The sequence below is a fragment of the Natronoarchaeum mannanilyticum genome, from assembly GCF_039522665.1.
Classification (GTDB): Archaea; Halobacteriota; Halobacteria; order Halobacteriales; family Natronoarchaeaceae; genus Natronoarchaeum; species Natronoarchaeum mannanilyticum.
The window spans coordinates 14,373-29,083 of sequence record NZ_BAAADV010000003.1; the positions used below are offsets into that span (position 1 = coordinate 14,373).

Here is a 14,711-nt window from a genome sequence, read left to right on the forward strand (position 1 = left end):
GCCGCCAACATTCAACAGCCCGGGCCCGGAACGAACGATCGATGGCCGTCTTCGAGGACTGGTTCGACTACTACGCGCTCGCCTGCGGCGTGCTGGCGCTGTGTGGCGCCGCCGTGGCGGTGTACGGGATGCTCACCGACGCGTCGGCGACGATCGTCGGCGGCTCGGTGCTGACCGGCGGCGCCGGCGCGGCGCTGCAGTTCGGCGTCGTGCGGCGGGACGCCGGAGAGTAAAAGCTCTCCGAGCCCTGACTCGCAGGCTCGTCAGGACGCCAAAGCGCAGAGCGCTTTGAGCCCTCCTTCGCAAGCTCAGGAGGACGCCGGAGAGCAAAGCTCTCCGAGCCCTCGCTCAGCTTCGCCTCGCGAGGACGCCGACGAGGACTGAGATCCGCACCGGGTGCGCTACCTTCATCACGCCGCGGTCGCTACCGCAACTCGATGGATCTGACGGACGTTCGACGCCGGGCCGCAGCCTACGACTCCGTGCTCGGTGCAGTGCTCGTCCTCGTCTACCTTCTCACGGTCACGGTGCTCGGCGCGGTGCTGACCGGCGACCCTTCCAGCAACGCGCCGATCGTCTCGGACGCCGCCGCGCTGGCGCTGGTCGCACACGCCTACAGCCGGGATCGGATGCCCGAACTCGGGACCTCGCTCTTGATGGCGCTGATCCTGCTCGCGTGGCTACTGGCCTTCGAGCCCGCGGTGCCGCTGGTCGACGCCGTCGCGGCGCTACCGGGATGGTTGCAGGGCGACGCCGGGACGCCGCTGGTGCTGGCGGCGCTGCTAGTCGTCGCGTACGCGCTGGTGATCCGCGGCGTCGTGCCGACGCCGGAGTTCGGCGGGTCGCAGAACTGAGCCGCTACAGTTCGACGCTGGTCTCCTGGTCGTTCGAGTGCGAGCGCACCCACAGCTCGCCGATCCGCGAGAGGCGCGTCCGGTAGGATTTCCCGTGTGACTCCTGTTCGATGTACCCCTTGCCGCCCGGGCCGAGCCGGTCGACGTTGTAGATCACTTTCGAGCGGAAGCTGTCGGTGTACTCCTCGTTGAGCTCCTTCGCGAGCTCCTTCGCGAGCTCGGAGATGCTGTCGAACTCGCCGTGCTCGCCCAGCGTGAAGAGGATCAGCTCCTCGAACGGCTTGACGTTCGAGAACGACGCGACCGGCAGCTCGACGATGTGGCGCCCGTCGATCTCCTTGGCGCCGATCGTCGTGCCGCGCTCGTCGAACTCCGAGAGCAGCTCCTCGGCGCTGTCGAGGCGCTCCCCGATCCGGTCGTCCGCCGCTTCGCCCTCGGCCTGCAGATCCTCCAGCAGCTCGCGCTGCTTGCGCAGCTCCTTGGCGAGCTCGGTTTCGAGGTACTTCTCGGGCGCGGTGTAGTAGGTGTGGATCTTCTCGCGGTCCTCCTGACGCTCGACCATGATCGAGTGGGCCGCCGTCGCGAAGGCGAAGGAGACCGGCCGGGGCATCGCGCTGATGTTCACCCAGACCTCGTTGCCCCGGTCGAGTTCGTCGTTGATCATCGCGAACGCCTGTTCGAAGGCGGCGTCGTAGTCGTAGACGTCCTTCAGGACGAATCGTTCCGTCTCGGCGCCCAGCAGGTTCCGGAAATCCTGTTCGAGCTTCTCGGAGAGGTTCTGCGAGTACTCGACGTTGGCCTCGCTGCCCACCGCACCCTCAAGCAGGACGACCCGATCGACGTCCAACTGGTCGCGCACGAGCGGCGCGATCAGCCGGTCGTAGTCGAACCCGACCGGAACGATGTGCGTTTGCATACGAGAGACGTGGGGGCGGCGTTTATTTAAAGGACCAGTCTTCGGCGCCCTCGTGCTTCCCGGGCGGCGTACACGACGAAAAACGGGACGTTCCTACTCCTCGGTCGTGTCGATGCCGAGCGCTCGATTCAGCCCGCAGAAGCACGTCACCGCGTTGATCCCGAACCCCAGCGCGCTGATACTCGCGAGCATCCCGACCGTTCGTCGACCCTGTCGCAGCGAGCGGATCGCCGCGACGGTCAGCAGCGCGGCGAGCAGTGCACGGGCGAGTCGGTCGCGACCGCCGACGTTCTTGTCCACCATATCCTGAGCATAGGCCCCGTCGGGCTTGTATCTTCCCGGAAGCGGTCGGGATCAGAGTGCGCTCGCTACTCGGCGCCCGAAAGCTCGGCGAACCGGGCGCTGCGTGCGTCGGCCGATTGAGGAGTCACCGCAGAGACGCCGACGGTCAGGACGAGCCCGACGACCATGCCGAGGATCGAGGCGTCCCAACCCCAGTACGTGCTCGGGACGGCCCCGATGAACACCGACGCGAGGTAGAACGCCTGACTCGCGCCGACGCCTGCGAGCATCCCCGCGCGGGTCGTCCGACGCCAGTACAGCGCGACCAGCACCGGGAACGCGAGTTGGGCGAACCCGCCGAACGCGGTCGAGCCGATCTGGACCAGCCCGCCGGGCCGGTAGAGGCTGGCGACGAACGTCGCCGTCGCGAAGACGACGACGCCGATCCGTCCCAGCAGGTCCTCGCGGCGCTCGCTGGCGTCGGGCGAGACGAACGGGCGGTAGAGATCCCGCGTGAAATAGGAGGAGCCCGACAGCAGCATCGAGTCGGAACTACTCATCATCGCCGCCATCGCGCCGGCGATCACGAGCGCGGCGAACCACCCCGGCGCGTACTCGTTGAGCAGGATCGGGAGGACGTTCTCGCCTTCGGGGACTGCGATTCCGAGGCCGGCCGCCCACGTGCCCAGCAGGAACGCCGGGACAAAGAGTAGGACGACCAGGATCGGCCAGAGCGCGAACGTGCGCTTGAACACTTTCTTCGAGCCCGCCGTGAAGAATCGCTGGTTGACCTGCGGGAACATCGCGACGCCGAAGGCGATGCTGACGGCCTGCGATATCATCCACGCCGGCGAGTAGACGCCGCCGCCCAGCGAGAGGAACTCGGGGTTCGACTCGGCGACCGCCGCGGTCGCGGCGCCCGCCCCGCCGACGGCGTCGAGCACCCACAGCGCGGCGGCCCACGTCGCCAGCAGCATAAAGGCGCCCTGAATCGTGTCGGTCCAGGCGATGCCGCGCATCCCCGCGAGCACGACGTAGACGATCATGAAGGCGGTCACCAGCGCCGCGCCGGCCCAGTAGGGGAGCCAGCCGCCGGTCAGGCCCGCCAGCGCGGTGCCGGCGCCCATCTGCTGGAGCATGATGTACGGAAAGAGCCAGAACAGGCTGACGAGCGCGACCAGCCCGCGCAGCGCCGGCGAGCCGAACCGGTCGCCCAGCATCTCGGGGAGCGTGACGTAGCCGTGACGCTTGCCGATCAGCCACTGCTTGTAGCCGATCACGTACCAGAGGATCGCGAAGAGGATCCCGTCCATCACGCCCATCACGAGGATCCACTCGGGGCCCGACGCGTAGGCGAGGTTCGGGCCGCCGAAGAACGTAAAGGCCGACAGCAGCGTCGCGAACGTCGTGAACAGCAGGACGACCGTGCCAAAGGTGCGGGAAGCGAGATAGAAGTCCTCCGCGGTGCGGTCGGTGAGCCGGTAGGCCAGCAGGCCGACGCCGAGCGCGAGCAGGAGATAGCCGACGACGATGCCCAGCTGCAGGGCGACCTGGCTCACGGTCGGTCACCTCCGGGGTCGTCGGCTGCGGTCGCCCCCGCGGCGGACGCTTTGCCATCCTCGACGGCGGCGTCGCTCTCGATCCAGAGCCCCCACGAGCGCTGCGCGAACAGCCAGAACGCGGCTGCGGTCAGCAGCATCCACCCGACGTGCCACCAGATCCAGACGGGCAGCCCCGCGACGACGCGGTCGGACCCCCAGAGGAACCACGGGATCCCCAGCGCCGCCAGGAGGAGGAACGCGATGCCCCAGCCGATCCGCTCGGTCGACGACGTCATTACTAGGCGGGTCGCCGTCAGACGCGCTTAAAGATTGTCGTTCGTCACCAGACGGTGCGACTGAAGAGAAATATTGTTCGATACCCCGCGACGGTAGCCGATCGGCCGATGACGTGTCGGACCGGTCCACGCGATCGTCGATCGACCGTCGGTCGCCGGAGGCCGGACCTATTTCAGTGCGTCCGTCGCAGTCGCGAACATGCACACGGCAGTCCAGCTGTACACGCTCCGGAACGTCGGCGAACCGACCGCGCAGCTGATCGAACGGGTCGGCGAGACGCCGCTCGACGGCGTCGAGTTCGCCGCGGCGCCGACCGAGGACGGCGTCGCCGAGGCGCTCGCGGACGCCGATCTGACGGCGACGGCCGCGCACGTCGCCGACGACCGCATCGAGCGCTCGACCGAGGAAGTCGTCGAAGCGTGCGATGCGGTCGACTGCGCGACCGTCGTCGTGCCGTACCTCGACGAATCCCACTTCGACGAGCGCGACGCCGTCGCCGAGACGGCCGACCATCTGGAGACGCTCGCGGGCCTGCTCGAACCGCACGGGATGCGGCTGTGCTACCACAACCACGACCACGAGTTCGTCTCGCCCCGCGGGACGGAGGGCCGGTCGGCGTTCGAGCTCCTCGTCGAGGAGACCGACGACGCGGTCGGCTTCGAGCTCGATCTGGGCTGGGCGAAAGCCGCCGACTACGATCCGACGGAGCTGCTCCGGCGGTTCGACGACCGGATCCCGCTGGTCCACCTCAAGGACGTGAGCGCGGACGGCGAGCCGGTCGAGCTCGGCGAGGGCGTCCTCGACGTGCCGGCCTGCGTCGACGCCGCGCGCGAGGCCGACGTCGAGGCGATCGTCTACGAGCACGACGATCCGGAGGATCCGATCGCGTCGCTGGCTCACGGCGCGACGGTGCTCGACGATCCCCATCAGGCGCGGTAGCGCCCGTTCGGTGCATCGCGCCGCCCCGCTCCGGCGGCTGCCTCCGTTTTAATTACCCGTTATCGATCGGTACGACAAGAGTCACCACGTATAGAGCGGGCGCGGCGTCGCCGGACCCTACTGTCGAGCCGAGAACTGACGACAGGTATTTGAAGGTTCCGACCCAAACATATATAACGTACCATGAAGCCGTTCATGGGTCATTCACAATCACGCCCCCGACCGGGGCAGATCATCAATGGACGATACAACGAAATATCTCATCCACGCCGACGTGACCGCGAGCGGGGTGGTCGAGCGGAGTGACGTCGTCGGCGCCATCTTCGGGCAGACCGAGGGGCTGCTCGGCGAGGAGCTCGATCTGCGGGACCTCCAGCAGTCCTCGAAAGTAGGGCGCATCGACGTCGAGATCGACAGCAGCGGCGGCGAGTCGCGCGGCGAGGTGACGATCGCGACGAGCCTGGACAAGGTCGAGACAGCGACGCTGGCCGCGTCGCTGGAGACGATCACGCGGGTCGGTCCCTGTCGGGCCGATCTCACCGTGACCAACATCGAGGACGTGCGCGCGGCCAAGCGCCGCCAGATCGTCGACCGCGCCCACGAGCTGCTCGTCGAGGCGTTCGACGAGACCGCGATGAGCAGCCAGGAGATCTTGGAGGAGGTGCGCCAGCGCGTCCGCGTCGCCGACGTCACCGAGTACGAGGGGCTCCCCGCGGGTCCCCGCGTCGAAGACAGCGACGCCGTCGTGATCGTCGAAGGGCGCGCCGACGTGCTGACGCTCCTGCAGTACGGCGTCAAGAACGCCGTCGCCGTCGAGGGCACCGACGTCCCCGACGTCGTCGCCGACCTGACCGCCGAGCGGACGACCACCGCCTTTCTCGACGGCGACCGCGGCGGCGACCTGATCCTGCGGGAGCTCTCGCAGGTCGCCGACGTCGACTACGTGACGTTCGCGCCCGACGGCCGGTCGGTCGAGGACCTCTCGCGCCACGAGGTGTTCGAGGCGCTGCGGGACAAGGTCCCCTACGACGCCGTCGCGGACGCCTCGACGCCGCGCACCGCGGTCGCCGCGACCGACGGGAGCGCGATGCCCGCGCCGGAGTCGGACGACGCCGCGGCGGACTCGTCGGAGTCGGGCGACGCGGTCGACGGCCCCGAGAGTCCCGACGAACCCGCAGTCGCGGACGCCGCCGAAGAGGCGGACGCCGCAGCTGAGAATGTCGACGATGCCGAGGAGAGCGCCGCGGAGACCGAACTCGAATCGCCCGACGTTACGCCCGAACCGGCGGACGTCGAAGAAACCGGGACGGACGCCGAAACCGGGTCGGGCGACGCCGAAACGACTGTCCCGGAGACGCTGCACGGCCACGTCGAGGCCGTGGTCCGAGGCGAGCGCAAGACGGTGCGGCTGCTCGACGACGAGTTCGGCGAAATCGACGAGGCGCCCGCGGAAGACGCCGTCGAGGCCGTCGAGGCCGCAGCGTCACCGCCGAGCGCCGTCGTGCTCGACGGCGAACTCAGCCAGCGGCTGCTCGACGTCGCCGCCCAGCGCGGCGTCTCGCAAGCGGTCGCCCGCTCGCTCGGCGAGTTCACCAAGCGGCCGACGAGCGTCCGGCTGCGCACCGCCGACCAGCTGCTCGGCGACGGCGGGTAGCGTTCGCCGCCATTTCTTTCGATCATTCTTCGCTCACAGAGGCCGGGCCAGCAACAGCGCCGGGTCGCCGTCGTAGTACTCGGAATCCCGATCGACCTCCCGGAAGCCCCACTCCTCGTAGAACTCACGGGCCTCGTCGTTGTCCGGCGAAACGGCCAGCGTGACGAGCCGGACGCTACGGTCCTCGAGCCGATCGAACAGTCGGGAAAACAGCTGCGAGGCGATGCCCTCCCGCCGCCGGTCGGGGGCGACGACGAGCTCGGCGACGTACGCGCTGTCGTCGCTCGGCATCGCGAAGACGTAGCCGATCGGTCGCTGGCGGTCTCGGTCGCCGGCGCCGAGCCGCGCGCCCGGCTCGCTCCCGCCGTCGGTCGCGACGAGCACCTCGCCCGGGCCGTCCAGCGCGGCGCCGAGCGCCTCGGGCGCCGGCTCGGGGAGCAGCGACTGCAGGGCGAGCAGGGCCGGCCGGTCGGCCTCGACGGCCTCGCGGATCACGGCAGCCCCGCCAGCCCGACCGCCAGCGCGAACAGCGTGCCGGCGATCCCGCCCGACAGCGTCGCCAGGAAGTTGACACTCTGGTTGCCCACGCTGTTCCCCTCGATCGTCGCGCCCAGCAGGCTGTCGACGGTCATCCCCGTCACGCCGGCGGCGACGATCACCAGCGCACCGGGCACTCCCACCTCCGCGAACAGCAGCCAGGAGAGGGCGGCGACGAGTGCGGCGCCGGCTGCCCCGGCGATCTCCCCCTGCCAGGTGACGCCACCGTCGGTCCCCGGCTCGACTCGTTCGAGGGTGGTGATCAGCCGCGGGCGATCGAACACCCCGCCGATCTCCGAGGAGAGCGTGTCCGCGAGCGCCGTCGCGAGCGACCCCGTAAAGGCGAACAGAAACAGTGCGGGATCGGCGCCGAACAGGCCCGCGGAGGCCGCCGCGTAGCCGAGCACGGCGACCAGCGCGACGGCGGCGTTGCCGAGCACGTTCGCGCTCCCCCGCGCGCCCTCGTTGTCCTCGGCGACGCCGCGGTCGAGCTTCTCGTCGTAGCGGAACTTCGTCGAGAGCCCGCCGATCCCGAAGAACGCGATCATGACGGCGAACCACGGGTACCCGCCGAGCACGATCGCCAGAAACGCGAGCACGACGCCCGCGAGCATCCCCTCGACGGACGCGGTCTCCAGGGCGTAGGAGGTGTAGCCCAGCGCGGCCGTCACGCCCAGCGCGACGAGCACGTCCGTCGTCGTCGTGCCGACGTTCAGCGCGGCGATCAGCCAGAGCAGCAGGCCGACCGAGAGGATCACGGCCGGGTCGTCCCGGCCCAGCAGTACCGACCGGAGCAAGGCGCCGACGAGCGCGCCGGTCGTCGCCAGCACCGCCACTTCCGCGAACGGCAGTAGAGCGGCGTCGGTCACCAGCGCGGTCGCCTGGACGGCGGCGACGCCGGCGAGCAGCCCGCCGACGACGAACCCGACGGCTTCGGCGACCTCGCCGCCGACGCGTCGCTGGGCGATCTCGCCGGCGAGGTTCCCGTAGGCGTACAGCACGACCGTCCCGACGAATACCCGAACGGGGAGCTCGCCGAAGGTGGCGAATCCGGCCAACAGCGCCGCCGCGACGGCGAAGCCGACGAGCCCCTTGAGGCGTTCGTCGCGCCGGTCGCCCGGTCGGGCGAACAGCTCGAAGGCGGCGCCGTCCGTGATCGTCGCGGCTGCGGCGGCCACCGCAACGAACGCGGCCACGGCCGCCGCGGGCACGGCCGCGGCCAGAACCGCGAGGGTCCCGACAGCGGCGAACGCACCCGCGCGGCGGACGGTCGATGTCACGTTACTCGCTTCCTTTTGCTGAGGCTTACTTAACCTTCCCGAACCGAAGAGCCGCCGAGCCATCGTGGCGATCAGGCTTTCGTCCGCATGGCGGCGTTCGAACGAACCCGACTACCCGATCCGAGCGCGCGTCGACGCCGGTCGCACCATTTACCAGCGTGGCCGTTAACAGTCGTCCGTGGGACTGTACGACCGGTACCTCTCGCTGCGGGTTCGCAACCAGGAGGCCGCGCCGCCGGAGCACGTCGCGCTGATCGTCGCCGAGCGCGACCTGCTGGAGCGGGGCGCCTACGAGACGCTAGAGACGTTCTTCCGGTGGGCGTTCGAGTACGGCGCCGAGCGCGTGACGGTGTACGTCAGCGTCCTCGACGAGGCCGCCGTGCCGACGCTGGAGCGCTCGCTGACCGACGTCGCCGCGCCGCGGGAGATGGCCGTGCGCGGCCCCGAGGACCGGTCGCGGGCCGACGCGCCGATCCAGGTGAGCATCGGGCTGGGCGGCAAACACGAGTTCACCGCCGCGGTGCGATCGCTCGCGGGCGAGGTCGAATCGGGCGAGCTGGATCCCGACGCGATCAGCGAGGACGACGTCGAGGAGCGGCTGGTGTTCCCGGACGCGCCCGACCTCGTCATCAAGACCGGCGCCGAGCGGCTCTCGGATTTCATGATCTGGCAGTCGGTGTACTCCGAACTGTACTTCACGGACGTGAACTGGCGGGACTTCCGCAAGCGCGACTACCTCCGCGCGATCCGGGAGTACAAGAATCGGACGAGGAGATTCGGACGCTGAGCCGCCAGAGACGGGGACTGACGGTCAGTCGGCGGCCCGCTCGTCGGCGTCGAACTCCTCCGGATCGAGCTGCTCGCGCTCGCTGCTGGGCAGCGCGTCCCGAAAGCGTTCGAGCACGTTCCTGGCCTCGTCGAGTTCGGCACTCCCGGTCGCCCGGAGAAGTGCGAGCGCGCGCCGCGCCCTGGCCGTCCGCCAGGACTCCTGGCGGTGCTCGTAGGTCCGGATCGCCCGCAGGAAGTCGACCTGCCGGAACTCGGGCCAGTAGGGCGCACAGAAGAACACGGCGGCTTCGTTGCCGTTCGCGTACCACGGCAGGAAGTTGCTGGTGCGCTCGTCGCCGCCGGTGCGGATGATCAGATCGACGTCCCGAACGGGCCGCTCGTAGAGGCGTTCCTCGACCGTCTCGACGTCGATCTCCCCGGGCGACAGCGCCCCGGCGTCGACATCCGAGAGAACCGAGCGGGCCGCCGACAGCAGCTCCGCGCGGCCGCCGTACGCGAGCGCGACGTTCAGGACGAACCGATCGTACCCCTCGGTCCGTTCCTCGGCGTAGGCGACGGCGTCCTGCACGCGCTCGGGGAGCCGCTCGACGTCGCCGAGCGCGCGGATGCAGACGCCGTTCTCGTGGACCCGATCGGCGTCGGCGAACTCGCGGAGCTTGCCTTCGAGGAGGTCGAACAGCGGTTCGAGTTCCTCGTCGGGTCGATCGAAGTTCTCCGTCGAGAAGGCGTACAGCGTCAGCTCCTCGACGCCCAGATCCTGGCACCACTCCAGGACCTGCTCGGTCGTCTCCGCGCCGGCTCGATGGCCGTCGGGCGCGTCTGCACCGTTCTGTCGCGCGTAGCGCCGATTGCCGTCCTGGATGACCGCGACGTGGGTCGGGACCCCCTCGATCTCCCGCCGGAGCAGTCGCTCGTACCCCGAGCGGACCTGCCGCCCGAACCACTCTCTCATACAGGATCGGTCAGGGCGGGCACACATGTGTCTTTCCGTACTCGCCGTCACGTCTACCGGCGCGAGTAGGGGCGAGGGCGACGCGAACGGGCATCCCACATAAAACTAACCCGCACCGTTTATGTGTTCGCGGCTCTTCTGTTCAGGTGCAATGGCGAAAGGCGAAGTTGATTTCTTCAACGACACTGGCGGTTACGGTTTCATCGACACCGACGAGGCTGACGAGGACGTCTTCTTCCACATGGAAGACGTCGGCGGTCCCGACCTCGAGGAAGGACAGGAAGTAGAGTTCGAGATCGAGCAGGCCGACAAGGGCCCGCGCGCGAAGAACCTCGTCCGCCTGTAGGTGGCCGACGCCGCGGAGCGGTTCCGGGCGTCGAGTGGACGTAGTCCGCCGGTCCGCCCGTGAAGCGAGCTTTTCCGTATTTCGCGTCCGATAGCGACAGCGTCGCGACCAACTGCGAGATCCACCGCGTTCCCGCTCGCGAGCGGCGTCCCGCCTTCGAGACGCGAACTCCAGACCGTGAGCGATTTACCGGCGCTGGAGCAAGTTTGTATATGGCCGAGGTACTCGACGAGGAGCTCTACCGGCGCACGAAGCGACTGCTCGAACCGGGCGAGGTCGATCTCAACGGCGCGATCGTCCACACCGACTTCGACGGCGACGACGAGATCGACATGATGCAGGCGACGATCGACGCCGGCGAGATCATCGCCGAGCACTCCGGGATCGACCCGAAGGACACGTTCGTCTACTCGGGCAACGACGATCCGGACTTCTCCTCGAACCAGCACCAGGGCCTCACGCTGGACGACGAGGAGTTCGTCTGGGAGTGCCAGCAGTTGCTGCGCGAGGGGAGTTTCGACATCGTGATCTACTACGAGGCCAGCGCGGACCACGACGCCATTCTGGAGGACATCGAAGAACTGGGCTTCGACGTGACGGGCGTCGAAGGAGAGTAGCAACGGCGACGCGTCCCGACGCCTCGCGGCGCCGCTCGTTCAGTCGTCCGCAGACGGCGCGTCGGTATCGCCGTCGCTCGTCCGCAGATCCCGCTGGGTGAACCGATTCATGTCGCGCGTCGCCGCGCGTTGAATCTCCTCGACGGTGAACGTCTCGCCGTCCCACGCGTAGCTCAGAACCGCGATCGTGAGCAGCGCCGCGAGCGTGCCAGGAACCGCCGCCTCGACCGCCCCCTCGCCGAAGAACTCGGGTTCCCCGAGGACGAACCGCCAGACGACGAACACCGCGCCCCCGACGAGCAGGCCGGGGAAGCCGGCTCGTCGATCGGTGTGGCGCCAGAACAGCGCGACCACGCCGGCGAACAGCACCGACATCACGCCCATCCCGAGGTTGTCGATGACGACGATCTCGACGCCGCTGAGCGCGATGGCCGCGGCGCCGATGCCGAACACCAGGATCACCAGCCGCGTCACCCGCACAAGGTGGGTCTGGGAGACGTTCTCCATGCCGCCGCTCCACGGGACGTAGATGTCGTTGACGAAGGTGGTCGCCCCGGCGAGCAGCATCGAGTCGGCGCCGCTCATCACCGCCCCGACGGCCGCGGCCAGCAGGACGCCGCCCAGAACCGGGTGGATGGTGTTCTGGAGCGTCCAGGCGAACGCCATCGAGGAGTCGACGCCCGCGCCCTCCGCGTACGCGATCAGCCCCGCGGTCGCGGTCAGGATGCCGTAGCCGCTGATGACCAGGCCCGCGAGGAAGACGCCGCGCCTGGCCGTGCCGGCGTCTTTCGCCGACCACGTCCGCTGGAGGAGGTGCTGCTGGGCGCCGGCGACGGTGATGTACAGGAGATACCAGGTCGCGATCTGTACGATTCCCACGCCGAGCCAGTCGGTGTGTCCCTGGGGCACGCCGGCGGCGACCGCGCCGACGCCGCCGGTGTTGGCCAGCGCCGCGGGGATCGCGGCGGCCATGCCGACGATGATGATGATCCCGTGGAGCGTGTCCGCCCAGGCGACGGAGTTCATCCCGCCCCAGGCGGTGATGCCGACGAACACGAGGGTGCTCATCCAGAACGCCACGTCGAGCGGGATCGTCGTGACCGTCGCGATGATCGTCGCCATGCCGATCGTCTGGCCCGCCGTCAGCGCGATCTGGCCGATCACCGTCGCGAGCGCCGCGAAGTACTTGGTCGACGACCCGAACACGCGCCCGAGGAGTTCCGGGACACTGACGACGTCGAAGGCGTACAGGTAGCCGATCACCAGCGAGATCGACATCCATGCGATCCCCTGGGTCATCGCGTACCACTGGGCGCTGATACCGTCGACGAACGCCTTCTGGGCGATCCCCATCGTCAGCCCGCCGCCGACGAACGTGGCGAAGTACGTCATCGTAAACGGGACCAGTCCAAGGTTCTTGCCCGCGAGGGTGAACTCGACGTAGCCCGCCCCCGCGCCGCGACCGTACCACCAGGCGATGAGAATAGTGATCCCGAAGTAGGCGATCATCGACGCCACGAGCGGATCGATCATCGTCTCGTTATCACATACGATAACGCGAACTTCAGTCTACGTGCCGTCGCGGTGGCTCAGGGGAGCCTCAACCGACGAAACGATCGCCGCCGGAGACTCCCGCAGAAGTGTCGTGTCAGAACTGCAGGTGCGACGTCGAACTCGGACCGTCGTCGTCATCGTCGTCGCGGCTCGGTCCCGCGCGCAGGAACGTCACGTCGTCGTCGACCAGATACACCTGTCCGCCATCGACGGCGATCTCGACGTCCGGCAGCGTCGTGTCGGCGGCCTCGCCGTTGTCGCAGTAGCCCGTGCAGGTGTCGAAGATCGAGCCGTGCTTCGGACAGACCACCCCGCCGTCGCGGACGATCGCGCCGACGCCCTCGCGATACAGGCGCTGGGACTCGTGGGTGCAGCGGTTGAGCCACGCTTCGACCGCCGGCCGGTCGGGGTCGTCGCAGGGTACGAGAAAGAACTCCTCGTCGTTGCCGTGCTGGTCCCGAACCGTGAACAGCCAGGACCCTTCCTCCTCGACCGCGTCGACGCTCGTCAGCCGGTAGCGACCGCTCATGGTGGTTCGTGCGGCCGGCGCCGTGATAATTTCTCGGGCGACGCCGGGCGGGCGGCGACCGGCCCCGCAACGGCGCCGTGGCGTCGCGGTGACGCGACGCTCCGCGTCGCAGCACCCACGTCGTTTGCCCTGAAAACTAACTGTCGGGAGGCGGTAGACCCCGTATGTCCTACCAGACGACGGTCGGCTGGTCCCTGCTGTCCTCCGGCATCGTGACGCTCGTGTTGAAAGTGCTGCCCGGCGACTCGCTGTGGTGGGGGCTGGGCCTGCTCGCGCTCGGCATCCTGACGCTGTACGTCAGGCAGTAGCGGGGCGGGCGCAGTCGGGCGGCGTCCGCAGTACCGCGGCGTCCGGCGCCGACTGCGAGGCGGGCGGCGACCGAGATCGCGGCCGATTCGTCGCGTGCCGAGGGGCTTATGCACCGGCGGTCCCGACCTCCGGGTATGACCACCGACGTCGGCCTCGACGAGCGCGATCGGGCCATCGTCAACGCGTTCCAGGGCGGGTTTCCGGTCGTCGCGGAGCCCTTCGAGCCGGCGGCTGCCGCGCTGCGCGAGCGGGGCGTCGAGATCGACGCCGACGAGTTGCTTGCGCGCGTACAGGACCTCGACGAGGAGGGCACGCTGACCAGATTCGGCGCGCTCATCAACGCCCAGGAGATCGGCGGCGCCGCGACGCTGGTCGCGATGCACGCCCCCGAGGAGCGCTTCGACGAGGTCGTCGACGCCGTCAACGACCACCGCGAAGTCGCGCACAACTACGAGCGCGAGCATCCCCATCTCAACGTCTGGTTCGTGGTGTCGGTCGCCGACCCCGACCGCGTCGAGGACGTGCTCGCGGAAATCGAGGCCGAGACGGGCCAGGAGACGTACAACCTGCCCAAGCAGCAAGAGTTCCGCGTCGAGGCGAAGTTCCACGTCGACGGGCCGATCCCCGAGGGCGACGTCGACCTCTCGGGTCTCGGGCCCGACGTGACGCCGAGCGAGCGCGGGACGCTGACGCCCGCCGAGCGCGACCTCGTGCTCGAAATTCAGGACGGGCTGCCGATCACGGCGACGCCGTACGCCGACGTGGCCGAGGCGATCGACGCCGACCCCGCGTGGGTCCGCGAGACGATCAAGCGCTTCGACGCCGAGGGGAAAGTCAGGAGAGTCGGCGTGATCCCGAACCACTACGCGCTGGGGTACACCGAGAACGGGATGACCGTCTGGGACGTCCCCGACGAGAAAGTCGCCGACGTCGGCCCCGAGATCGCGAGCCTGCCGTTCGTCACCCACTGCTACGAGCGCCCGCGCCACGACGGCGTCTGGCCGTACAACTTCTTCGCGATGACACACGGCCGCAGCGAGGAAGAGAGCGCCGAGCGCGTCGAGCAGGTCCGCGAGCGCATGGCGGAGTTCTGGGACGTGGGCGAGGACGACTGGGACACGCTGTTCTCGACGCAGATCCTCAAGAAGACCGGAATCAGGATCGACGAGCGCGCGAGCGCGAACACCGAGGCGGACGCCGACGGCGAGGCGGGAACGGACGGCGAGCACGAGACGAACGAGCCGACGCCGACCGGAGGAGACGAGTAACCGAACGTGTTCGGCCAAACCTGCGAGTGGACCGGAGAGAAAGGAAT

At 68.9% G+C, this 14,711-nt stretch carries 18 protein-coding genes; 9 read left to right on the plus strand and 9 right to left on the minus strand.

The features are described 5' to 3' along the window. Window positions 1-41 precede the first annotated feature (41 nt). Window positions 42-233: a hypothetical protein gene (locus tag ABDZ81_RS08445; protein WP_343773521.1), complete on the plus strand. Its 192-nt coding sequence runs from the start codon at window positions 42-44 to the stop codon at window positions 231-233. A gap of 204 nt (window positions 234-437) precedes the next feature. Continuing rightward, on the plus strand, window positions 438-854 hold the full coding sequence (locus tag ABDZ81_RS08450; RefSeq protein ID WP_343773522.1) for a hypothetical protein: 417 nt from the start codon (window positions 438-440) through the stop codon (window positions 852-854). 4 nt (window positions 855-858) lie between these two features. On the opposite strand, the gene ABDZ81_RS08455 is transcribed toward ABDZ81_RS08450, so the two are convergent. From ABDZ81_RS08455 to ABDZ81_RS08470, 4 genes are all read right to left on the minus strand, one after another. Continuing rightward, window positions 859-1,770 carry an HFX_2341 family transcriptional regulator gene (locus ABDZ81_RS08455; protein ID WP_343773523.1) on the minus strand — a complete coding sequence of 304 codons (912 nt, stop codon included), beginning with the start codon at window positions 1,768-1,770 and terminating at the stop codon, window positions 859-861. A 93-nt stretch (window positions 1,771-1,863) separates the two neighbouring features. Then, complete coding sequence (locus ABDZ81_RS08460) at window positions 1,864-2,073, minus strand: YgaP-like transmembrane domain (protein ID WP_343773524.1); 210 nt, start codon at window positions 2,071-2,073, stop codon at window positions 1,864-1,866. A gap of 65 nt (window positions 2,074-2,138) precedes the next feature. After that, entirely contained in the window at window positions 2,139-3,611 is a 1,473-nt protein-coding gene (locus ABDZ81_RS08465) for a sodium:solute symporter family protein (RefSeq protein ID WP_343773525.1), read from the minus strand. Next, on the minus strand, window positions 3,608-3,889 hold the full coding sequence (locus ABDZ81_RS08470) for a DUF3311 domain-containing protein (RefSeq protein ID WP_343773526.1): 282 nt from the start codon (window positions 3,887-3,889) through the stop codon (window positions 3,608-3,610). Before ABDZ81_RS08470 ends, ABDZ81_RS08465 begins: the two co-directional genes overlap by 4 nt. 199 nt (window positions 3,890-4,088) lie before the next feature. Between ABDZ81_RS08470 and ABDZ81_RS08475 the strand changes: the two genes are divergently transcribed. Beyond that, on the plus strand, window positions 4,089-4,829 hold the full coding sequence (locus ABDZ81_RS08475) for a sugar phosphate isomerase/epimerase family protein (protein ID WP_343773527.1): 741 nt from the start codon (window positions 4,089-4,091) through the stop codon (window positions 4,827-4,829). 238 nt (window positions 4,830-5,067) lie between these two features. Further along, on the plus strand, window positions 5,068-6,483 hold the full coding sequence (gene dnaG, locus ABDZ81_RS08480) for a DNA primase DnaG (RefSeq protein WP_343773528.1): 1,416 nt from the start codon (window positions 5,068-5,070) through the stop codon (window positions 6,481-6,483). A gap of 33 nt (window positions 6,484-6,516) precedes the next feature. Here the strand turns inward: dnaG and ABDZ81_RS08485 are convergent, their stop codons facing one another. Together ABDZ81_RS08485 and ABDZ81_RS08490 are read right to left on the minus strand one after the other, a co-directional pair. Beyond that, window positions 6,517-6,978 (minus strand): GNAT family N-acetyltransferase, encoded by a 462-nt coding sequence (locus tag ABDZ81_RS08485; RefSeq protein ID WP_343773529.1) that lies wholly within the window; start codon window positions 6,976-6,978, stop codon window positions 6,517-6,519. Beyond that, entirely contained in the window at window positions 6,975-8,300 is a 1,326-nt protein-coding gene (locus ABDZ81_RS08490; protein ID WP_343773530.1) for a DUF92 domain-containing protein, read from the minus strand. The genes ABDZ81_RS08485 and ABDZ81_RS08490 overlap by 4 nt, the downstream gene beginning before the upstream one ends. Window positions 8,301-8,478: 178 nt before the next feature. Between ABDZ81_RS08490 and ABDZ81_RS08495 the strand changes: the two genes are divergently transcribed. After that, window positions 8,479-9,087, plus strand: a complete 609-nt coding sequence (locus tag ABDZ81_RS08495) for an undecaprenyl diphosphate synthase family protein (RefSeq protein WP_343773531.1) — start codon at window positions 8,479-8,481, stop codon at window positions 9,085-9,087. 24 nt (window positions 9,088-9,111) lie between these two features. On the opposite strand, the gene uppS is transcribed toward ABDZ81_RS08495, so the two are convergent. Further along, window positions 9,112-10,041, minus strand: a complete 930-nt coding sequence (gene uppS / locus ABDZ81_RS08500) for a polyprenyl diphosphate synthase (protein ID WP_343773532.1) — start codon at window positions 10,039-10,041, stop codon at window positions 9,112-9,114. Between the two features lie 151 nt (window positions 10,042-10,192). Here uppS and ABDZ81_RS08505 point away from each other — a divergent pair, with 151 nt between their 5' ends. Together ABDZ81_RS08505 and ABDZ81_RS08510 are read left to right on the plus strand one after the other, a co-directional pair. Further along, window positions 10,193-10,387: a cold-shock protein gene (locus ABDZ81_RS08505; protein WP_256393900.1), complete on the plus strand. Its 195-nt coding sequence runs from the start codon at window positions 10,193-10,195 to the stop codon at window positions 10,385-10,387. A 212-nt stretch (window positions 10,388-10,599) separates the two neighbouring features. Then, on the plus strand, window positions 10,600-11,004 hold the full coding sequence (locus tag ABDZ81_RS08510) for a DUF5778 family protein (RefSeq protein ID WP_343773533.1): 405 nt from the start codon (window positions 10,600-10,602) through the stop codon (window positions 11,002-11,004). Window positions 11,005-11,043: 39 nt separating this feature from the next. On the opposite strand, the gene ABDZ81_RS08515 is transcribed toward ABDZ81_RS08510, so the two are convergent. Then, entirely contained in the window at window positions 11,044-12,537 is a 1,494-nt protein-coding gene (locus ABDZ81_RS08515; RefSeq protein ID WP_343773534.1) for a sodium:solute symporter family protein, read from the minus strand. A gap of 115 nt (window positions 12,538-12,652) precedes the next feature. Continuing rightward, a complete protein-coding gene (locus tag ABDZ81_RS08520) occupies window positions 12,653-13,087 on the minus strand; it encodes a Rieske (2Fe-2S) protein (protein ID WP_343773535.1) in 435 nt (144 codons plus the stop codon). A gap of 164 nt (window positions 13,088-13,251) precedes the next feature. Here ABDZ81_RS08520 and ABDZ81_RS08525 point away from each other — a divergent pair, with 164 nt between their 5' ends. Both ABDZ81_RS08525 and ahbB read left to right on the plus strand, forming a co-directional pair. After that, window positions 13,252-13,395, plus strand: coding sequence for a hypothetical protein (locus ABDZ81_RS08525; RefSeq protein WP_343773536.1), 144 nt, complete (start codon window positions 13,252-13,254; stop codon window positions 13,393-13,395). A gap of 135 nt (window positions 13,396-13,530) precedes the next feature. Next, complete coding sequence (gene ahbB, locus ABDZ81_RS08530) at window positions 13,531-14,664, plus strand: siroheme decarboxylase subunit beta (RefSeq protein ID WP_343773537.1); 1,134 nt, start codon at window positions 13,531-13,533, stop codon at window positions 14,662-14,664. Window positions 14,665-14,711: the final 47 nt, after the last annotated feature.